This window comes from Egibacter rhizosphaerae, assembly GCF_004322855.1.
GTDB lineage: Bacteria > Actinomycetota > Nitriliruptoria > Euzebyales > Egibacteraceae > Egibacter > Egibacter rhizosphaerae.
The window spans coordinates 701,039-721,091 of sequence record NZ_CP036402.1 but is presented as its reverse complement, the minus strand read 5'-3'; the positions used below and the strand labels follow the sequence as shown (position 1 = coordinate 721,091).

The following is a 20,053-nucleotide window of genomic DNA, read 5'->3' as shown; positions in this document are numbered from 1 at the left end:
TCAGTCCTCCTGCTCCTCGGTCTCTTCGGCGTCCTCGTCCTGACCGAAGACGGCCTTCACCTTCTCCTTGCCGCTCTCGATCGGCTCGCCGAACTCCTCCTTCGCCCCCTCGATCGCGCCCTCGGTCTTCTCGGCGGCCATCCCGCCGACGAGGTCCTGCAGGTCGGCGTCGTGCTCCTCGGCCTTCTCGCGCAGGTCGAGGCGGTTGGTGGCCTCGGCGAAGTGCAGGTAGGTGTCGACGCTGGCGACCACGACGCGGATGTCGACGGTGAGCAGCTCGATGCCGACCAGCGAGACGCGCACGAAGGCGTCGATCACCAGCCCTTTGTCGAGGATGATGTCGATGACCTCGGCCAGCGTGCCCGACGCGGGCCGACGGTCGACGGTTGCGGTGGACATGGGGATCCTTTCGCGTGGTGCGTCCCCGGACCGTGCGGTGCGTGCCCGGAGCGAGCGGTCAGCCGTTGGCGGCTTCGAACTCCTCATCGAGCCGCTCGATGACGTCGGCGGCCGCCATGCGGGTGACGATCTGGTTGGCCCGGTCGAGCATGCGTAGGCTCGGGAACCGCTGGTTCTCGGCCTCGGACAGCAGGAGATCGACGTAGCGCTCCGCGGTCTCGCGGTCGGTGATCGCGGCCTCGATGCGCTTGAGGATCTGGTGGCTCGGGTAGCGACCGGCGCTCGCTTGAGCGAAGAGGTAGTCGACGTAGCGCTGGTGCGCCGAGTTCACGGGCACGTTCGACTCCTAACGGGAGGCGACGGGTGCGGGCGGATCGTTGTCAGGACTGACCCCTCCTACCCCGGCACACCCCTGTCGAATCCACCGGCGCGGCGAACACCGCGAGCATGAGGCGAGGCGAACCCATGGGATGATCGGTCTCCCAGCCCGTGGGGAGTTCCATCAATGCGTTGACAGCGCGAGGCTGGGATGGGTGCTTCGCGAGGTGGCTTTCGCGTCGGCCACGCGTGGTTCGGGTCCGAGCCGGCCGTAGACTCCGCGCATGGAGGCGGGCTGGGGGCTTCTGGACGACGGCTCGGCGTCGCGACGCTACCGACGCGACTCCGTTGAGTTCTCACGGGTCGCGAACCTGAGCGATGCCCTGTTCGCGATCGCGATGACCCTGCTCGTACTGCGCATCGAGGTCCCTGATGTTCCCGCCGACCAACTCGCCGGCGCGCTCGCGGACCAGCTCCCGCAGTTCATCGCGTTCCTGTTGAGCTTCGCTGTCGTGGCGAACTTCTGGTGGATCCACCATCGGTTCATCGCGGTGCTCGGTGTCGTCGAACCCGGCTTGATCGCGATCAACCTCGTGCTCCTCGGAGCGGTCGCCCTCGTGCCGGTGGCGGGTCTGGCCCTGTTGGTGCTGACCTGGCCGGCGGAGTCGGTCGTTGCATGGCGCGCGCCGCCGGAGTACCGGGCATGGGGATAGCGACCGCTCACCGGCCGTCCGAGGAACGGCCCGAGAGATGAGTCGGGACGGCGGGATTCGAACCCGCGACCTCCTGCTCCCAAAGCAGGCGCGCTAACCAAGCTGCGCTACGTCCCGGAGCGGCCCCGACCGGCGTCTCCGCCCGTGCGGTGGGCCAGTGTCCGTTTGCCCACCTTGACGCACCACGACGGTCAATCGGGCCTGCGCACGCCACGGGTCACGGTACCCCGCGAGCGCTGCATGCCGACAGTCTACTGAGCGAGACCGGCTTCGCGGTCGTGGGCGGGTCCGTGGACGTTAGCGGGTCGGCTGCGGCCGGATAAGCGGTCTCTCATCCGCGGCTCATCGGGGCCTCATCGGCCGCGGCGACAAGCGGGGTCATGGAGGACAGCACGCTTCGGCGACCCGAAGCCGCTCTGTGGGAGGCGTACGAGGAGCCGCTGGCCGCAGCGGTGGAGGCCGGCGGCGGCGCGGTACGCGCAGCGCGCCCGACCGAGGTCCGGTACGAGCCAAGCCGGCGAACCGTCGTGCGGTTCCGCTGCGAGGTGGACTGGTCCGGTCGGGACGCCAGCGGCAACGCCTCAGGATCCGGCGGGCGGAGGGTGGAGTCGTACGCGCTCGCGCACGGTGAACTGCCAGCCCGTGCCGCGCGCGTGGTCGGTCCCGAGGGCGTGACGCTGGCCGCATGGGCCTATCCCGGGGACCCCTGCCTGCCGGGCCTACCGTCGGTCTGCGCGCCCGAGGGTGCAGCCGCCCTGATCCGTGGACTCTCGCGCGACCACGTTCACAGCGGTCGGGTCGCCCGTGTCGTGCCACGGGTCTATCGACCGACGTCGCGGGCGGTGCTCGAGGTGATCGGCGGAGGGCGTTCGCTGTTCTTGAAGGTCGTCCCGCCGGACCAGGCGGAGCGGCTGGCTCGCCTACACCGCGCCCTGGAGCGGGACCTGCCGGTACCCGGCGTGCTCGGCGCGGCTCCCGACCGGGGTGTGCTCGCCCTCGGGGCCCTGCCCGGGAGGACCCTGGGTACGGCGCTGGTGGATGGCGCATCGGTGCCTGCTCCCGGGACGGTTCTCCGACCGCTTCGCGGGCTCGCTGGGACGAGCACCGACCCCGCCGTCGGGGCGGCGGAGCCGCCCGGTGTCCACGCCGCCCGCCACGCCCGACTGCTGGCAGCGGTCGTCCCATCCGTCGGTCGCCTCGCCCGACAGGTGGCCGCGGCCGCGGACGTCCCCTGGTGCCCGGACCGCATCGTCCACGGGGACTTCCATGACGCCCAGGTCCTGGTCTCGGGCGAGCGGGTCACCGGTCTGCTGGACCTCGACCGGGTCCGCCCGGGGGACGCGATCGACGACCTGGTGTCGCTGCTGGCCCACCTGCGCGTGCTGGCGTGGGCGAACCCCCGCGCGACGACGAACGTCGCGGCCTATGCCGCGCGGGTCCACGAGCTGGCCACCCGGCGTGTGTCGGCCGAAGAGGTCGCCGGTCGAGTCGCCGGGGCGCTCCTCGGGTTGGCGGGGTGGCCGTTTCGCGCACAGCACGAGGCGTGGCCCGTTCGGGTGCGCGAGCTCGTGCGGCTGGCAGCCGCAGCCGCCGCCGGTCATGAGCGGGCTCTCATCGGCACCTCATCGACGGTTCAGCGGGGAGGGTGAGGATTCGTGCCGAACCGCGCCACCCCGTCCCGACCGAAGGAGCACGTCATGCGCAACTGGAAGGTGATCACCGCCGGCACGGCCGTGGCCGGAGCCGCCGTGGCCGGGTTGGCGGGTCTGCAGGCACAGTCCGAGGCGTCGGACCCCATCGAGCTCGACCGCCCCGATGACGCTGAGGCGCAGGCCAGTGCCCCGTCCACCGCCTCGTCGGCCTCGGCTCCGTCGATCCCCTCCATCGAATCGGCGCCGTCCGCCGAAGCCTCCGATTCCGCGGCGTCGCAGTCGCCGGCCTCATCAGATTCACCGGATTCACCGGATTCACCGGACTCGCCGGCCTCCCCCGACTCGCTGAGCGCCCAGGACTCGGTGGACTCCCCGCAGTCGGTGAACAGCCCGGTCTCGCCCGCCTCGGTGGACTCCCCGAACTCGCCCAACTCCGCGGGCTCGCCGGCCTCTCCCGACTCGCCCGATAGCTCGGACTCGCCCGACAGCTCGGACTCGCCCGACAGCGACAACTAGTTGTCCCGCCGGTCGGTCAGCCGACCCGCCCGGCCCCGGCGCACGGCACCATGTGCGGTGATGGCAGCCTCGATGCTCGGAGAGTCGACACCCGGTCGCGCCCGCGGCGGCCGGCTGCGCCGTTTCGTGGCGAGCGTGCGCTTGCGGTTGATCGCCTGGCACGTGCTGCTGTTGGTCGTCGGGTTGGCGGTCTGCCTCATCGCGGCCCGAGCGGTGCTGCTCCTACGCCTCGACGAGCGGATCGAACGCGAGCTCACCCAGGAGGTCGAGGAACTGCGCGCCCTCGCGACGGGCACCGATCCCGAGACCGGTGAGCCGTTCGGGGACGATGCGGAACGGATCCTCGAGGTCTTCTTCGATCGCAACGTCCCCCAGCGCAACGAGCAGCTCCTCGGCTACATCCAGGGGACGTTGGCCGAGCACACCCCCTCGCCCCCCGCGGGCGTCGACGCCGCCGCGGCACTGGGCGGACGCTTCGCGGGCCTCGGCGAGCCCTCCAGAGGCCTCGTCGACGTGTCCGGAAGCGGGCGGGTCGACTACCACGCGGTGCCGCTCCTCGTGGACGGGACGACCGAGGCGGTGTTCGTCGTGGTGTGGCATCGCGACCTGGAGGCGCGCGAGGTCGACGAGGTGATCGGCGTCGCTGCACTGGTGGGGCTCATCATGGTCGTCCTCGCCGCGGTGGTGGTGGGCAACCTCTCCGGCCGTGCTCTGCGGCCGGTGCGCGAGGTCACGGGCACCGCCCGCCGCATCACCGAGACCGACCTGACCGAGCGCTTGCCGGTCGAGGGCCGGGACGAGGTCAGCGAGCTGGCCCACACGTTCAACGAGATGCTCGACCGCCTGGAGGAGGCGTTCGAGCACCAGCGTCAGTTCATCGACGATGCCGGACACGAACTGCGGACCCCGATCACGATCATCCGCGGTCACCTCGAGCTGCTGCCCTACGACGAGCCGGAGGACCACGCCGCAACCGTCGCCCTGGTCACCGAGGAGCTCGACCGCATGCACCGCATGGTCGAGGAGCTGCTGACGCTGGCCAAGGCGGGGCGCCCGGACTTCCTCCAACCCGAGCCGGTCGATCTCGGCGACCTGACCCGCACCGTGCACGCCAAGGCACGCGGGCTCGCGTCGCGCCACTGGGTCCTCGAGCAGGTCGCAGAGGCAGTGCTGGTTGCCGACGCCCAACGCCTGACGCAGGCCGCCGTGCAGCTGGCCTCCAATGCCGCCGCGCACACGAGCCCGCAGGGGACGATCTCCATCGGCTCCTCCGTCACCGACGAGGCCGTCCGTCTGTGGGTCCGCGACGACGGCCCCGGGATCGCCGAGCAGGAACGCGAGCGCCTATTCGACCGCTTCGCCCGCGGCGGCGACCGCGCGCGCTCGGGGGAGGGCGCCGGCCTCGGGCTCGCCATCGTGCGGGCGATCGCGCAGGCCCACGGCGGCACTGTCGAGGTGGCTGGTGCTCCCGGCGAGGGCGCCGCGTTCACGCTCGTGCTTCCCCCGGCGACGCTGCCCCCCACGGAGCCGTCAGTCGTGGAGCCGTCCACTGGGGAGCCGTCGACCGGGGAGCCGTCGACCGGGGAGCCGTTCACCGGGGAGTCGTCCACCGCCGAGCCGCAGGACACGGGCCGATGACGCGGGTCCTGATCGTCGAGGACGAGGCGCGTATCGCCTCGTTCATCTCCAAAGGGCTGCGTGCCGAGGGCTACGCGACCACCGTCGCCAAGGACGGCGCGGCGGCCCTGGTGTCGGCCACCAGCGATCCGTTCGACCTCATCGTGCTGGATCTGGGATTACCCGACCTCGACGGGCTCGAGGTCCTGCGCCGCCTCCGCCGGAGCGGCACCGGTGTGCCGGTCCTGATCCTCACCGCCCGCGACGGTGTCGACGCGACGGTGACGGGCCTCGATCAGGGAGCCGACGACTACATCACCAAGCCGTTCGTGTTCGAGGAGTTGCTCGCCCGCGTGCGGGCCCGTCTGCGCGAGCCCCGCTCAGCCGACCCCGGGGCCCTGTCAGCGGGCCCCGTGACCCTCGACCTCCGGACCCGGCGAGCGACCGTCGACGGCCACGAGGTCGAGCTGACCGCCCGGGAGTTCGCCCTGCTGGAGGCCTTCCTGCGCCACCCGGGCCAGGTGCTCAGCCGCGAGCAACTGCTCAGCCACGTCTGGGGCTACGACCACGACCCCGGCTCCAACGTGGTCGAGGTCTACGTCGGCTACCTGCGGCGCAAGCTCGGCGACCAGCTCATCGGCACCGTCCGTGGCATGGGCTACCGGTTCGCGGGCTGACCGCGCGACCCACCCTCGCCCGAGGGTTGCTGAGGACGCTCTCATCGTGTCCTCACCGGACCCTCATCCCCGGGTGATTCGATGGCCTCGTTCGGCCGAAGCCCCGCCGAACCTCTACAGACCCAGGAGGTCCACATGACCACCACCCGCACGCGCGTGAGTGCCCTGTTGCTCGCCACCGTCGTCCTCATCGTCCTCGTGAGCTGGGCGGCGACCGACCCAGCCGCTGCCGACGAATCGTGCACGGGCACGATCGGCGCCACCACGATCGACGACAACGTCGTCGTGCCCGACGGAGCGACCTGCACGCTCGACGGCACCACGGTCGAGGGCAACGTGCTCGTCGGCTCGGGCGCGAGCCTCACCGCTCTCGACGCCGAGATCGACGGCAACATCCAGGACGACGACAACAACGCTGGCGACGTGACCGTCGAGGGCACCGTCGTGCACGGCAACATCCAGCTCGAGGACGGCGCCGGCGCCACGGTCACCGCCACCCGCATCGACGGTGACCTGCAGCTCGAGGCCAACGACGGCGCGCTGGCCGCCGACGACAACACCATCGACGGCAATCTGCAGGCCAATCAGAACACCGGCGGACTGGACATCACCGACAACACCATCGACGGCAATCTCCAGTGCCAGTCCAACGACCCCGCTCCCACCGGTGGTGGCAACACCGTTCGCGGGGACGCCGAGGGACAGTGCTCCGACCTGAGCGGTGCGCCCGACAACGGCGACGACGAGGACAACGGCGAGGACGAGGGTGACGCTCGACCGACGCGCCGCCTGGCCGGGAACGACCGCTACGAGACGGCGGTGGCCATCAGCGAGGAAGCCTTCGCCACCGGCGCCGACGTCGTCTACCTCGCCCGTGGGGACGAGGCCGCCGACGCGCTGGCCGGCAAGTCGCTGTCCGATGGGCCGATCCTGCTCGTGCCCCAGTGCGGGTCGCTGCCCGGAGCCGTCGCGAGTGAGATCGACCGGCTCGACCCCGACGAGGTCGTCACGCTCGGCGGGTCCTCGGCGGTCTGCGACGCCATCGTGGAGGAGGCGGCCGCCTCGTAGGCGCCGCAGTCGCCTGCCATGTCCTCCAGCCGGTGGGTTGCCACGGTTTGAACGGCGAGGTGGTCTGCGAGCCCCGCACTCGACGGTGATGCTTGCCGCTACCGAGGTCGCGGGCTCCGGTCCCGCTGGCCGCCACTTCGGCTCGGTCGTTGCCCACGGGCGCCTGGAGGAAGCACGTGACGGACTGCTGCGGTGCGGGCGGGGCATCGGCTCCCGCCGCGATGCTCGAGTCGCCGCTGCGGTCGCGCCTTACCGGCGCGCGAATCAGCCGCCGGACGCTGCTACGCGGCGTCGGAGCGCTGACCGGTGGGGCGGCGCTCGCCGGCTGCGGCGCGTTCGGCGGCTCCGAGCGGATCCGTCTCGCCTTCTGCAGCCAGCTGCTCTGCGTCGTGCCCTACGAGGTCACCGAGACCGCCGGTCACTTCGCGGACCAGGATCTCGAGGTCGAGCTGATCTACAGCGACGGCGGCGGCGCCGCGATGCAGGCGCTGGTGGGCGGCGCCGTCGACTACGCGGCCACCAGCTTCGACGCCTTCGCCCAGGCCGCCGAGGAGGCCGGGGGTGTGCGCCGGTTCGCCTCGACCGGCCGGCTGCCGCTGTTCGCGTTGGCCACCGCGCCGGAGACCGCCGACGAGATCACCGGCATCGAGGACCTGGCCGGGCGCACCATCGGCATCTCCAGCCTCGGCAACGCCGACCACTCGATCCTGCTCTACCTGTTCGAGCAAGCCGGGATCGATCCCGACGACGTCGAGTTCACCCAGGTCGGGACCAACGCCTACGACGTGGTCCGCCTGGGCGACGTCGAGGCCGGCATGGTGCAGGAGCCGGCGCTGTCGCTGCTGCGCGACGACGGCTCGGAGGTGCTCTTCAACGCGATGGACATCGACGACGCGGAGCGGTTCCTCGGCGGCGCCTACGAGTTCATGGGCGTGGCCGTGCGGGAGGACGAACGGGAGGAGCGGGGCGAGCAGATGCGCCGCCTCGGACGCGCCCTCGCCGCCGGGCTCGAGACGACCCGCTCGCTCAGCGGCCGGGAACTCATCGACGCCCTCCCCGGAGAGCTCGTCGCCGGGGAGGACACGGGGCTGCTCGCGGAGGTGCTGGAACAGTACCAACAGTCGCTGTATCCCGACTCGGTGGAGATCGATCCGCCGTCGGTGCAGCGAGCCATCGACTCCCTGAACGCCTCCGGCGCCGTGGAGCGCGCGTACGAAGCCGACGACCTCATCGACCTGCGAATCCTGGAGTCGAACTGATGCTGCGAGTCAACGATCTGCGGATCGGCTACGGCGACGAGCCGGTGCTCGACGGACTCGACGTGGAGCTGTCCGCCGGCGAGTTCGCGAGCCTCGTCGGGCCCAGCGGGTCCGGCAAGTCGACGCTCCTGCGGGCGATCGCCGGCCTGCACGAGCCCGACGCCGGGGAGATCGAGAGCGACCTCGCGCCGCGGGAGATCGGGTTCCTGTTCCAGGACGACGCGCTGCTGCCGTGGCGCACGGTCGCGCAGAACGCCGCGCTCGGACTGACGATCCGCGGCGTCGGAAAGCGCGAGGCCCGCGAGCGCAGCCAGCGGTGGCTCGACCGGCTCGGCGTGGGGGAACTCGCCGGCCGCTGGCCGCGTCAGCTCTCGGGAGGGCAGCGCAAGCGGGTCGCGATCGCGCAGGTCCTCGCCCTCGAGCCGGCGCTGCTGCTCATGGACGAGCCCTTCGCGTCGCTCGACGCGATCGTGCGTCACCGGGTCGTCTCGGACCTGCTGCGCTGGGTGGAGGAGGCCGGGATCGCGGTGCTGCTCGTCACCCACGACCTCGAGGAGGCGATCGCGCTCGGCGACCGCGTCCATCTGCTGCCCGCCGGCCCGCGCGCGAGCATTGCCGGCAGCTACGACGTCGCGCTGCCGCGCCCGCGCGATCCGCTGGCGGCCAAGGCGGACCCCCGGTTCGCCGAGTTGCTGCCGCGACTCTGGGCCGACCTCGAGCGAGTGTCCGCCCCGACGGCGGAGGCCGCGGAGGCAGGGACGCAGGCAGCGGCTCCGGCCGCGTCCACCGAGGGCGGCCAGGCCGGCGAGGGCTCCGACGACGGCGAGTTGGCGGAGGTGGCGCGGCGATGACGCGGGAGACGCGACGTCGGATCCGGCAGCTCGCGACGTTCGGAGCGATCGCGCTGCTCTGGGAGGCGGGCGGTCGGCTCGGCCTGGTCGACCCCTTCTACCTGCCGCCGCCGTCCGCGATCGGCGGGGCCGTGGGCGAGCTGTTCGTCGAGCAGGACATCTGGAGCCATGCGGCCGCGACGTTCGGGGCCGCGCTCGGAGGGCTCGCCCTGGGGGTGCTCGCCGGGATCGTGCTCGGGTTCCTCGCCGCGTTGTCGCCGTGGGTCAGCGACCTCGTGCGTCCCGTCATGGGCGCGCTCAACGCCATCCCGCGAGTGATCCTCGCGCCGCTGCTCATCATCTGGCTCGGTGTGGGGATCTCGTCGAAGGTGGCGCTGTCGTTCCTGCTGGTCGCCGTGCTGTTCTTCTTCAGCGTGTACAGCGGGATCGAGGAGGTCGATCGGCGCCTGGTCGAGCGCGTGCGCTCGTTCGGCGGCGGCACCCGGGCGCTCGTGCGCGAGGTCTACGTTCCCTCGGTCACCGCGTGGGTGCTCTCGAACCTGCGGGTGGCGGTCGGGTTCGCCTTCACCGGTGCGGTCGTGGGGGAGTTCGTGGTGTCGAGCCGGGGCATCGGCTACCTGCTCGGGTTCGCGCAGTCGACCTACAACGCGCCGCTGGTCTTCGGCCTCATCCTGCTGGTGATGGTCGTCGTCCTCGGCCTGTTCAGCGCGACCGGGCGGATCGAGCAGCGGCTGCTGGCCTGGCGCGGCTGACCCGCACGGCGCCCGGCGGGATCTTGTGCAGATGAGCACGTCACTCCGCCCGGGCGGGTTCCTGTGCAGATGAGCACGTGACCCCGCCCGCGTGGGGCGCACGGCGCCTGGGCGGGGGTGTGCCCATGTGCACCCGGGTCCGCCCGGGCGGATCAGGAGCGGGCCATCCCCATCTCGTGGAACGTGACGTCGGGGAAGTCCTGCTCCGCCCACCGCAGCGCGAAGTCGTTCGCGAACAGCACGAGCCAGCGGTCGTGGCGGTCGCGCGCGACCATCGTCCCGCGCTGGTCGCGGACCCGTTCCGCGTCCTCGGCGGAGACCTCGCGGGCCAGCTCATAGGGCGTCGGCTCGAGCTCGACCGTGCACCCGAACTCGTTGGTCATGCGGTGCTTGGCCACCTCGAACTGCAGCTGCCCGACCCCCGCGAGGATCGGCTCCTGCTCCCCGAGCTCGGGATGCTGCAGCACCTGGACGACGCCCTCCTCGTCGAGCTGTCGCAATGCCGACCGGAACTGCTTGTAGCGGCTCGAGTCGCGGTTGCGGATCCGCGCGAACCGTTCGGGCGAGAACGTGGGGATCGGCGGGAACGTCACCGGCTTCCCGGCGTACAGCGTGTCCCCGGGCTGCAACCCGCTGGCGTTCACGAGCCCGACGATGTCGCCGGCGACCGCCGTCTCGGCCGTCTCGCGATCGTCCGCGAAGAGCTGGTGCGCGTACTTCATCGGGAACTGCCGCCCGGTGCGCGCGAGCGTGGCCTGGCCTCCCCGCTGGAACCAGCCCGAGTTGACGCGCAGGAACGCGACCCGGTCGCGGTGCTTGGGGTTCATGTTCGCCTGAACCTTGAACACCTGCCCGCTGAAGTCCTCGTCGATCGGGCGCGGCTCACCGGGCTCGACGGTGGGCTGGGGCGTCGGATGGGGGGCGAGGTCGGCGAATCCCTCGAGCAGCAGCCGCACCCCGAAGTTGGCCAACGCGGAGCCGAAGAACACCGGGGTCTGGCGGCCGGCGAGGAAGGCCTCACGATCGAGTTCGGGCTGGTCGACCTCGAGGAGCTCGAGCTCCTCGAACGCTGCCTCGAACCGGTCCTCGGGGCAACCGAACGCCTCCCCGCCGGCCTCCTGCGCCTTCTCGACCGGGATGCGTTCCTCCTCGCCGACGGTCGCGCCGTGCACGGTGCGGTCGAAGCGCACCAACTCGTTCGACGAGCGGTCGATCACACCCGCGAAGTCCGCGCCGTCGGCGACCGGCCACGTCTGCGCGACCGGTTCGAGGCCGATCTCGGACGTGATCTCGTCCAGGAGCTCCAACGGCGCCATCCCCGGTCGGTCGCACTTGTTGACGAACGTGACGATCGGCAGGCCGCGGTCGGCGCAGACGCGGAACAGCTTCAGGGTCTGGGGCTCGAGGCCCTTGGCCATGTCGAGCACCATGACGGCCGCGTCCGCGGCGCACAGCGTGCGGTAGGTGTCCTCGCTGAAGTCCGCGTGCCCCGGGGTGTCGAGCAGATTGAACCGCCAGCCTCCCTCCGGTCCGCGGTCGGGCGCGGCGTAGGCGAAGTGCAGCACCGTCGACGAGATCGAGATCCCCCGCTCCTGCTCCAGCTTCATCCAGTCGCTGGTCGCCTGCTTCGCCTGCTTGCGCGACTTGACCGCCCCCGCCTCGTGCACCGCGCCGGAGAACAGCAGCAACTTCTCCGTCAGCGTCGTCTTGCCCGCGTCGGGGTGGCTGATGATCGCGAACGTGCGTCGCTGCGCGACCTCGCGGGCCAATCGGTCGTCTGCGGGCATGGCCGGCGGGGCTCCTCGTCGGGGTGGCAGGCAGGCAGGGCACGGGCGCACGGGTCCGGGTTCGGCGGAAGGGACGGGACCGGGCCGACGGCGGGAGCGCACGCCCGTCCTAGGATAGTGGGCTCGTGTGCGCCGTCAGGCGCGGGAGCGTGCCGAGCCCCGCGTCGGCTCGCGCCCTGGTCGGATCCCGGAGGAACTCGTGCTCGAGCGTCCGCGCGCAGTGCTCGCGGCGGTCCGCGGCTTCTACGGCTGGCGGATCGTCCTGTTCGCTGCGCTCGGCCTCGCGTTCACGGCGCCCGGGCAGACCGTCGGCAACTCGGTCTTCATCGACCACTTCATCGCCGATCTCGACCTCACCCGCTCCCAGGTCTCCGGGGCCTACCTCGTCGGCACCCTGGTGGGTGGGGCGACGATGCCGTTCGTCGGCCGCTGGATCGACCGCTTCGGGGTCCGGCTGGTGATGGCGTTCGTCGGGGCGGGCTTCGCGCTCGCGCTGGTCGGCATGAGCGCGGTCGTCGGGTTCGTCTCGTTGCTGATCGGCTTCACGGGCATCCGGATGCTCGGACAGGGCGCCCTCGGGCTCGTCTCGACGACGTCGGTGTCGTACTGGTTCGAGCGTCGGCGTGGCGCGGCGTTGGGGATCACCGTCGCGATCGGCTCGGCACTGATGTCGCTCGCGCCGCTCGCCCTGACCCGGGTCATCGACGTCACCGGGTGGCGGAGCGCGTGGATCGTCGCCGGAGTCCTCGTCGGCGTGGTGGTCGTCAGCACGGCGCTGCTCGGCATGCGCGACCGGCCCGAGCACGTCGGCCAGGGCATGGACGGTGACGTGGTGGACCCGCAGACCCCGCCGTCCGCGAAGACCGGCTGGGCCCGGGGCGAAGCGATGCGCACATCGATGTTCTGGGCGGTCACCGGAGCCGTCGCGGCGGTGGGCCTGATCGGCACCGGACTGCAGTTCCACCAGATCTCCCTGCTCGGCGAGCAGGGCCTCACCCCGGTGGAGGCGGCGGCGAACTTCATCCCGGTGACGATCGCGACCATCGCGGCGACCCTGCTGGTGGGGGCGCTGATCGACCGGGTGCGCCCGCGTCACCTGATCATCGCGTGCATGGTCCTGCTGCTGGGCGCGATGCTCGCGGTGCCGTTCGTCAGCCCCGGTGTGCTGGCCGTGGTGTACGCCCTCGCGCTCGGCACCGCGGGCGGGGGCGTGCGCTCGCTCGAGGCGGCGGTCTTCCCGCGCTTCTTCGGTCTCGCGCACGTCGGGGCGATCCGTGGCTCGGTCATGGCCTTGAACGTGGGCAGCACGGCCTTCGGACCCTTGGCGCTGGCCGCGGGGTTCGATCTGACCGGCAGCTACGTGCCGGCGATCGGGGTGCTCGCCGTGCTCCCGGCCGCGGTGATCGTCGCGGCGCTCTTCGCGCCCGTGCCCGACGACGCGTTGCTCGAGCGGATCCGCCAGCGGCGCCCGACAGCGGGCTCCGAGGGGGCTCCGGCAGAATCGGTGTCGCAGCGTCCCGACTGACCCGCCCCCTCGCGGGGAAAGGCTCCCGAGGTGCACACGACCGAGGCAGCCCCGCTGGCCGGGCACACGACGCTCGGCGTCGGGGGACCCGCCGGCCTGCTCGTCGAGGTGGCCGGCGCCACCGCGGAGGTGCGCGCCGCGCTCGACGCGGCTCACGCGCACGCCGAGCGGCCGGTCACGCTGCTCGGCGAGGGCAGCAACGTCGTCGTGTCCGACCGCGGCCTCGACGCGGTCCTGCTGCTGCGCGGCGGCACGGTGCGGGCCGTGGGCCGCACCGCCGGCGGCACGCGGGTGCGCGCTGACGGCGGGATGGTCTGGGACGATCTGGTCGCATGGGCGGTCGCGCAGGGTCTGGGCGGGATCGAGCTGCTCTCCGGCATTCCCGGTACGGTCGGCGCGGCACCGGTGCAGAACATCGCAGCGTACGGTCAGGCGCTGGCCGACACCTTCGTCGAGCTCGAGGCCGTCGACCGAGCGACCGGTGAGGTCGTGCAGCTCTCGGCGGCCGATTGCGCGTTCGGCTACCGCGACAGCCGCTTCAAGCGCGACTGGGCCGACCGGTTCGTCATCACCTCGGTCACCCTCGATCTCGTGCACGAGGAGCGGTCCGCCCTCACCTACCGGGACCTCGAGGTCCACTTCGAGCGTCACGGTGGGGATCCGTGGGTCCTTGCCGACCGCCGAGCGGCCGTCCTCGCGGTGCGGCGGGCCAAGTCGATGGTGTGGGATCCTCAGGACGCGTTGACGCGGAGTTGCGGCTCGTTCTTCATGAGCCCCTTCCTTCCGCGCGACGAGGCGATCGCGCTCGTCGACGCGGTGCGCGGCCGGGGCGCGGGGGAGCGGCTGTTCGCCTGGTACTCCGGAGCGGAGGCCGAGGACGTCAAGGTTCCCGCGGCGATGGTGCTGCTCGCCGCCGGGTTCGCGAACGGGGACCGCTGGGGGCAGGTGGGGTTGTCGCCACGCCACGTGCTCGCGATCGTGAACCTCGGTGGGGCCACCGCGCAGCGTGTCAGCGACGTGGCCGCGCACATCCAGGCGGTGGTATGGGAGCAGCTGGGGGTGCGCTTGCACGCCGAGCCGCGCTTCCTGGGGGAGTTCGACCCCTTCGACGCGCGGCGGTTCGCCGAGGAGGCACCGTACACCCCCGGTGATGCCGACACCCCCGGCTGGGCCCGCGATGCGGTGCGCTGATGCGGTCCGCTGGCGGCGTGCTGATGCGGCGTGCTGATGCGGTCCGCTGGCGCGGTGGGACGGCGCGGTGGCACGGGCTGGGAAGCGGCGGTCGTGGTGCAGTTACCCGCGCGCGGGTGAGGCGGCCAGACCGATGGTGCGGTTACCCGCGCTGACGCGGGCAACCGCACCACGAATCGCGCGCTTGGCGTGCGGTCACCGCATCGTTGGGGAGGCCGTGCGGTTACCCGCGCCGGCGCGGGTAACCGCACGCTGCCTCGGGCGCGACCGGCTCGGGTCGCCGACGGGCGGACGACCAGCACCGGGCCCGAGTTGCCGAGGGCGGACGACGAGCACCGCGCCCGGTCGCACACGAGGGGTGCGAGGACGGGGCCGTCTCCGCGCACCGGCGCTCGACGACCCGTCGGCTCCTCAATCGACCGAGGACCCGGCGGCGATGGTGACCGCCCCGAGCTGGTCGTCGGTGGGCTCGGCGCAGCAGAACCACGGCTCGGTGAGGCGCGGCCGGTCCGGGACGGCCTCGGGGACACCCCGACGCGCGGCCTCCCCCGGATGAGCGGCGCCACAGGCGGCGAGCACGGCACGGCGCATCGCGACGAAGGTCTCGGGGATGGCCTCGCCGGTCGCCGCGGCCTGCTCGGCGATACCCGCGAGCTCGCCCGCCAGCCGATCGGCCTCGGGATCCTCGGCCGCCCACGTCCATGACAGACCGGCCTCGTCGTAGGCCCCCAAATGGGGCTGGAGCTCCGGCTCCTCGAGCAGGAGCGAGCCGGTCGGCAGCAGCAGGCGGATCGCGTACTGCACCGGATCGACGTTGCCGACGAGGTCGTGCTCGACGACGAAGTCCATGAGCTCGGCCACACCCCGCGGCGTCGTCCAGGGCGTGAAGGGCAGGAACGACGGGCGGGGCTCGATCCCGCTCGCGCGCAGCAGCTCGGTGGCCTCGGCCATGTCTGTGGCCGTGTGGCCCTTGTCGAGCAGGCGCAGGATCCGGTCGTCGACCGACTCCATCGCGGTGACGACGAACCGGCAGCCGGCGGCGGCGAACTCCGGCCAGAGCTCGCGGTGGCGCAGCACGTGCTCGACCTTGACCGTGGCGTCCCACGTGAGGTGCGGCCACGACGCGGCGATCTCGCGAACGATCCGCTGGCTGTGGCGCCACCCGTTCAGGAAGTCGGGGTCGGCGAAGGTCAGGTGGTCGACGCCCATCTCGACGAGTTGTTCGACGTCGGCGAGCACGACGTCGCGGGGCACCAGTCGCACCTTCCCGCCGTACACGGCGGGCACCGGGCAGTGGGTGCACTCGTGCGCGCAGCCGTGCGTGGCCTCCACCGCGGCAGCGACGCGCTCCTGCCCGTCGATCACCGCGCGGGCGTAGCGGGTGGGCTCCGGTAGCAGGTGCCGCGCGGGCGGTGCGAACGGGCTCTTGTCCAGCCGGATGAGGCCGCCCTCCTCGGGTGCCTCGAGCCGACCCGCGTCGAGATTGTCGGCCCAGGTCACGAGCGCGGGCTCGAACTCGCCGGCGATGACGCGGTCGGCGACACGCCCGACCACGTGGTCGCGGCTGACTGGTGCGTAGAGCCCATAGACCGCGATCGGCAGCTCGGGACGGGCGGCGCGCAGGCGCTCGGCGGCGGCGATGCCGAGGCGCATCGCGGTGTGCATGGGCACGCTGATCGCCACGGCGTCTGCCCACTCCGCCAGCTTGTCGTCCCACGCCTCGACCGCGAGGTCGAGGCAGGCGACCTCGTGACCGGCGCGCTCGAGCGCGGCCGCCGGCGACGCCACGGCGACGGGCTGGTGGCCGAGCTCGTAGGTGGAGATCATCAGGACGCGCACGCAGGGCTCCCTTCGTCGGCGCCGACGTCGCGTGCGGGTTCCACCCGTATCTCGAGCTCGGCGTGCGCGCGGCGCAGTGCGGCCTCGACCTCGTCGGCGGTTCGGGCCCGGGCGATGACGAAGCCCAGGTAGCGGTCGCCCTCCGGGAGGCGGCGCACGGTCCGGCCCAGCGGCACCGAGCGGCTGACCTCCTCGACGCCCGGAACGGCGCGGGCGCGCTCGATCCCGTCGAACGTCGCGAGCACTCCGTGGTTCGCCCCGTCGGTCGCCTGAGGGATCGGGACCATCAGCGCACCGGCCGCCGCGTCCTCGCGCGCCAGCGCGGGCAGCGCCTTGCCGGTGGCGTGGCGCAGGACGACCTCCTCGAGGCTCATGCCCAGGCCGAACGTGAGCGCCCGACCGCAGCGCCCGCCGATCGTGCGGGCGGCGACCTCGAGGACCACCGGGGGCCGGTCGGGCGGGAGCCGGAGCTCGGCGTGCACCGGGCCCTCGTCGACCCCGAGCGTGGCGACCGCCCGGGCGGCCACGTCGGTCACCCTGGCGGCGGTCGTCTCGTCGAGGCGCGCGGGGGTGACGTAGTAGGTCTCCTCGAACACGGGGCCGTCGAGCGGATCGGGCTTGTCGAACAGGGCGAGGGGGACGAGCTCGCCGCCGCGGACGAGGCCGTCGAGGGCGACCTCCTCGCCGGGCACGAATCCCTCGACCAGCAGGGTGGCGGGGACGTCGGCCGCGTGCGCGATCGCGCGCGCCCGCTCCGCGGCGTCACACGCGTCGCGGATGGTGTCGGCGCGGAGCACGCCGCGGCTCGCCGCGAGCCGGGTCGGCTTGACCACGCAGGGCAGGCCCACCGCCTCGGCCGCTGCTGCCACGGCCTCGTCCAGGTCGGCGTCGGAGGGGATCACTCGCCAGCGAGGCTGGTCGACGTTGCCCGCGCGGAGTCGTTCGCGCAGCTCCTGCTTGTCACTAGCCGCGGCCACTGCGTCCGGCGGCGCGTGGGGCAGGCCGAGTGCCGCGCTCGCCTCCGCTGCCGCTCGCACACCGGCATCGTCCACGCCGACCACCGCGTCGAGCGGCAGGTGCGCGTGGACCTCCGCCAGCCGTTGCGCGGTCGCCTGCGAATCGCCGAGGTCGACGCGAACGAGGTGCTCGCCGCCGAGCCCGTCCAACACGGATCCATGGTCGCTGGCCACCACGATGTCGATATCCAGTCGCCCGGCGGCCTCGAGGAACTCGGCCGCGCGGTAGGTGGTGGCGGGGAGGACGAGCGCGACGCGGGCCATGCCCGCACGGTACCGCGACCGCGGCGGGTTGCCCTCGGAGATCACCGGGCCCTGCAGCGGGGGTCCAACGGTCGGCCGCCCTGGAAGCACGGGTCGGGGGCCTTGGGAGCACGGGTCGGCCGCCCGCGATCACCGGACCGGTCCGCCCGCGCGCTGTCCGCGCGGAGCCGCGCGGCGTCGGGGACGCGCACCGGTAGGCTGGCCCACGGACGCCAGGCGCCGCGAGAGCGAGAGAAGCGATGAGCGAGCAGCCACTGATCACCGTCACCGATGTCGCGCGGACCAAGGTCGTGCAGATCCGCGATCGCGACGAGCACCCGGAACGGTTGGCCCTCAAGCTCGCGGTCACCGGTGAGGGGCAGGGCCGCTACGAGGTCGCGATGTCGCTCGAGTTGCTCGAGGAGGCAGGCCCGCAGGACCTGGTCCAGTGGCACGACGATCTGCCGATCGTCGTCCAGAGCGACAGCATCGACAAGCTGCGCGGCTCGACCCTGGACCTTCAGGGCGACCTCGAGACGGGCGGAATCGTCCTCGAGAACCCGAACCGGCCCGAGCCCCCGGCGTCCCCGGCCGCGGACCTCGACATCGGCGACGCCGACCTCTCGGGGGAGATTCCCCAGCGCATCCAGCAGCTCCTCGAGCAGCACATCAACCCGCAGATCGCCGCCCACGGCGGGCGGGCCGACCTCGTCGCGTTCGAGGAGGGCACGGCCTACCTGCGCCTCGGCGGCGGCTGCCAGGGCTGCGGGATGGCACAGGTCACGCTGCGCCAGGGGATCGAGAAGGCCCTGATGCAGGGCGTGCCCGAGGTTGCCCAGGTCGTCGACGTCACCGACCACGCGTCGGGGACCAATCCGTACTACGAGTCCGCGAAGAAGTAGTCGCGCCCGCGCCGGGCGTGCGTCGCCCGGCGCGAGCGACCCCGACGCGCTGGAGACCGGCGCGGTCGGGGCGTCCGCTCTATCCTGCCGCCCCACCGATCAGCGACTTCCCGTCCGCTCGACCCGCGCGCCCGTCACGAGCCCGACCGACGGCACGTCACGAGGCCCACGGGCAGGCGCCGCGGCGTGCGGGCGCGCACCCAGCCGAGGAGGCACCAGTGGAGACCACCGTCGAGCGCGTCGACGACACGAACGTCAAGCTCGCCGTGACGGTCGAGGCCGCCCGCGTCGACGAGGCGGTGGACCAGGCCGCGAAGGAGCTCGCCAAGGAGGTGCGCGTCCCGGGCTTCCGCCCCGGCAAGGTGCCCCGCCGCGTGCTCGAGAGTCGGATCGGCAAGGGCCCGTTGCTCGAGCAGGCCGCCCAGAACGCGGTCCCCACCTTCTACCGCGAGGCGGTCGAGGCGGAGCAGTTGCAGGTGCTCGGCCAGCCCGAGTTCGAGGTCGAGACCTTCGAGGACGGTCAGGACGCCGTGTTCAACGCGACCGTCGAGGTGATGCCCGAGGTCGAGGCCCCCGATTTCGCCGGCCGCCAGATCCCCCATCCCGAGTGGGAGGTCACCGAGGAGGAGGTCGACGGTCAGCTCGACGAGCTGCGGGAGCGGTTCGCCGAGGTGGAGACCGTCGAGCGGCCGGCGCAGGCGGGTGACTACGCGGTCATCACGCTGTCGGCCATGAAGGACGGAGAACCGGTCGAGGAGGTCGCCGAGGAGGACGCGATGTACTCGGTCCGCGACCCCGAGGAGTCGGGGGAGGAGCTCGACCGGCAGATCATCGGTGCGCAGGCCGGTGACGTCCTGGAGTTCTCCGACACGCTCGGCGACGACTACGGCGAGGAGCTGTCGGGGAGCGAGGTCGACGTGCGGGTGATCGTGAAGGAGGTGAAGGCGAAGCAGTTGCCGGCGTTCGACGACGACTTCGCGATCACCGCGAGCGAGTTCGACACGATCGACGAGCTGCGCGAGGCCGTTGCCGTCCAACTCGAGCGGCAGAAGCGGAACGAGGCGCGCGAGGCGCTGCGCGGCCGCATCGTCGACGAGATCGCCGAGGGGATCGAGGTCACGCTGCCCGAGGCGCTGGTCAATCAGGAGATCGAGTTCCGCGTGAGCCGCCTGGGCCAACAGGCCGAGCAGTACGGGCTCGAGCTCGAGCAGTACCTGCAGTTGGCCGGGATCAGCGCGGAGCAGCTCATCGAGCAGTTCCGCGAGCAGGCACAGCAGACCGTCAGGGCCCAGATCGTCGTCGACTCGGTCGGACGCCAGGCCGAGATGGAGGTCGACCAGCAGGACCTGACCGAGGAGGTCAACCGCCAGGCCCAGCGGATGGGGCGGGACCCCCAGGAGCTCGCGGAGTTCATGACCGAGCCCGAGCGCATCGGCGCGCTCTACTCCGATGCGTTCCGGCGCAAGACCATCGACCACATCCTCGAGCAGGTCGAGGTCATCAACCCGCCGCCCGAGACCGACGAGGACCTCGACGCACGCGAGCCCACCCCCGACGTGGTGGAGGATGACGCCGACGAGGCCGACACGGCCGATGATGTCGGCGAGGCCGACGGGGCCGACACGGTCGCAGATGACGCCGCCGCTGATGACGCCGCCGCTGATGACGCCGCCGCTGATGACGCCGCCGAGGCCGACGACACCACCGGGGACGAGACGCGCTGACCAC

At 72.3% G+C, this 20,053-nt stretch carries 18 protein-coding genes and 1 tRNA gene; 12 read left to right on the top strand and 7 right to left on the bottom strand.

From position 1 onward, the window contains the following. Positions 1 to 399, bottom strand: a complete 399-nt coding sequence (gene gvpJ, locus ER308_RS03330; protein WP_131153683.1) for a gas vesicle protein GvpJ — start codon at positions 397 to 399, stop codon at positions 1 to 3. Positions 400 to 457: 58 nt separating this feature from the next. After that, complete coding sequence (locus ER308_RS03325; protein ID WP_131153682.1) at positions 458 to 736, bottom strand: hypothetical protein; 279 nt, start codon at positions 734 to 736, stop codon at positions 458 to 460. Positions 737 to 1,001: 265 nt separating this feature from the next. Here ER308_RS03325 and ER308_RS03320 point away from each other — a divergent pair, with 265 nt between their 5' ends. Beyond that, a complete protein-coding gene (locus tag ER308_RS03320) occupies positions 1,002 to 1,430 on the top strand; it encodes a TMEM175 family protein (RefSeq protein ID WP_131153681.1) in 429 nt (142 codons plus the stop codon). 42 nt (positions 1,431 to 1,472) lie between these two features. Here ER308_RS03320 and ER308_RS03315 read toward each other — a convergent pair. Next, positions 1,473 to 1,547: transfer RNA gene (locus tag ER308_RS03315), tRNA-Pro, on the bottom strand. 263 nt (positions 1,548 to 1,810) lie between these two features. On the opposite strand from ER308_RS03315, the gene ER308_RS03310 reads away from it, so the two are divergent. Next, complete coding sequence (locus tag ER308_RS03310) at positions 1,811 to 3,079, top strand: aminoglycoside phosphotransferase family protein (protein ID WP_131153680.1); 1,269 nt, start codon at positions 1,811 to 1,813, stop codon at positions 3,077 to 3,079. On the opposite strand, the gene ER308_RS03305 is transcribed toward ER308_RS03310, so the two are convergent. Then, complete coding sequence (locus ER308_RS03305) at positions 3,064 to 3,594, bottom strand: hypothetical protein (protein WP_131153679.1); 531 nt, start codon at positions 3,592 to 3,594, stop codon at positions 3,064 to 3,066. The genes ER308_RS03310 and ER308_RS03305 overlap by 16 nt on opposite strands. A gap of 64 nt (positions 3,595 to 3,658) precedes the next feature. Between ER308_RS03305 and ER308_RS03300 the strand changes: the two genes are divergently transcribed. The 6 genes from ER308_RS03300 to ER308_RS03275 all read left to right on the top strand — a co-directional run bounded on the left by ER308_RS03300 (position 3,659) and on the right by ER308_RS03275 (position 9,822). Then, entirely contained in the window at positions 3,659 to 5,236 is a 1,578-nt protein-coding gene (locus tag ER308_RS03300; protein ID WP_131153678.1) for a sensor histidine kinase, read from the top strand. Beyond that, positions 5,233 to 5,892, top strand: coding sequence for a response regulator transcription factor (locus ER308_RS03295; protein ID WP_131153677.1), 660 nt, complete (start codon positions 5,233 to 5,235; stop codon positions 5,890 to 5,892). Before ER308_RS03300 ends, ER308_RS03295 begins: the two co-directional genes overlap by 4 nt. 135 nt (positions 5,893 to 6,027) lie before the next feature. Then, positions 6,028 to 6,960 carry a cell wall-binding repeat-containing protein gene (locus ER308_RS03290; protein WP_131153676.1) on the top strand — a complete coding sequence of 311 codons (933 nt, stop codon included), beginning with the start codon at positions 6,028 to 6,030 and terminating at the stop codon, positions 6,958 to 6,960. A gap of 221 nt (positions 6,961 to 7,181) precedes the next feature. Continuing rightward, entirely contained in the window at positions 7,182 to 8,219 is a 1,038-nt protein-coding gene (locus tag ER308_RS03285; RefSeq protein WP_131153675.1) for an ABC transporter substrate-binding protein, read from the top strand. Then, the gene (locus ER308_RS03280) at positions 8,219 to 9,070 is read left to right on the top strand and encodes an ABC transporter ATP-binding protein (RefSeq protein ID WP_131153674.1); all 852 of its coding nucleotides are present in this window, start codon (positions 8,219 to 8,221) and stop codon (positions 9,068 to 9,070) included. Before ER308_RS03285 ends, ER308_RS03280 begins: the two co-directional genes overlap by 1 nt. Then, positions 9,067 to 9,822: an ABC transporter permease gene (locus ER308_RS03275; protein ID WP_131153673.1), complete on the top strand. Its 756-nt coding sequence runs from the start codon at positions 9,067 to 9,069 to the stop codon at positions 9,820 to 9,822. The genes ER308_RS03280 and ER308_RS03275 overlap by 4 nt, the downstream gene beginning before the upstream one ends. A 152-nt stretch (positions 9,823 to 9,974) precedes the next feature. Here the strand turns inward: ER308_RS03275 and ER308_RS03270 are convergent, their stop codons facing one another. Beyond that, positions 9,975 to 11,609, bottom strand: coding sequence for a peptide chain release factor 3 (locus ER308_RS03270; RefSeq protein ID WP_131153672.1), 1,635 nt, complete (start codon positions 11,607 to 11,609; stop codon positions 9,975 to 9,977). A 127-nt stretch (positions 11,610 to 11,736) separates the two neighbouring features. Between ER308_RS03270 and ER308_RS03265 the strand changes: the two genes are divergently transcribed. Together ER308_RS03265 and ER308_RS03260 are read left to right on the top strand one after the other, a co-directional pair. Beyond that, a complete protein-coding gene (locus ER308_RS03265; RefSeq protein ID WP_131153671.1) occupies positions 11,737 to 13,134 on the top strand; it encodes an MFS transporter in 1,398 nt (465 codons plus the stop codon). A gap of 30 nt (positions 13,135 to 13,164) precedes the next feature. After that, positions 13,165 to 14,325, top strand: coding sequence for a UDP-N-acetylmuramate dehydrogenase (locus ER308_RS03260; RefSeq protein ID WP_131153670.1), 1,161 nt, complete (start codon positions 13,165 to 13,167; stop codon positions 14,323 to 14,325). Positions 14,326 to 14,736: 411 nt separating this feature from the next. On the opposite strand, the gene ER308_RS03255 is transcribed toward ER308_RS03260, so the two are convergent. Both ER308_RS03255 and ER308_RS03250 read right to left on the bottom strand, forming a co-directional pair. Beyond that, positions 14,737 to 16,164: a CUAEP/CCAEP-tail radical SAM (seleno)protein gene (locus ER308_RS03255; protein ID WP_131153669.1), complete on the bottom strand. Its 1,428-nt coding sequence runs from the start codon at positions 16,162 to 16,164 to the stop codon at positions 14,737 to 14,739. Further along, the gene (locus tag ER308_RS03250) at positions 16,152 to 17,444 is read right to left on the bottom strand and encodes an ATP-grasp domain-containing protein (protein WP_131153668.1); all 1,293 of its coding nucleotides are present in this window, start codon (positions 17,442 to 17,444) and stop codon (positions 16,152 to 16,154) included. Before ER308_RS03250 ends, ER308_RS03255 begins: the two co-directional genes overlap by 13 nt. Positions 17,445 to 17,683: 239 nt before the next feature. Here ER308_RS03250 and ER308_RS21340 point away from each other — a divergent pair, with 239 nt between their 5' ends. Together ER308_RS21340 and tig are read left to right on the top strand one after the other, a co-directional pair. After that, on the top strand, positions 17,684 to 18,325 hold the full coding sequence (locus ER308_RS21340) for a NifU family protein (protein WP_205745873.1): 642 nt from the start codon (positions 17,684 to 17,686) through the stop codon (positions 18,323 to 18,325). A gap of 218 nt (positions 18,326 to 18,543) precedes the next feature. Further along, positions 18,544 to 20,049, top strand: a complete 1,506-nt coding sequence (gene tig, locus ER308_RS03245; RefSeq protein WP_165491781.1) for a trigger factor — start codon at positions 18,544 to 18,546, stop codon at positions 20,047 to 20,049. The last annotated feature ends 4 nt before the right edge of the window (positions 20,050 to 20,053 follow it).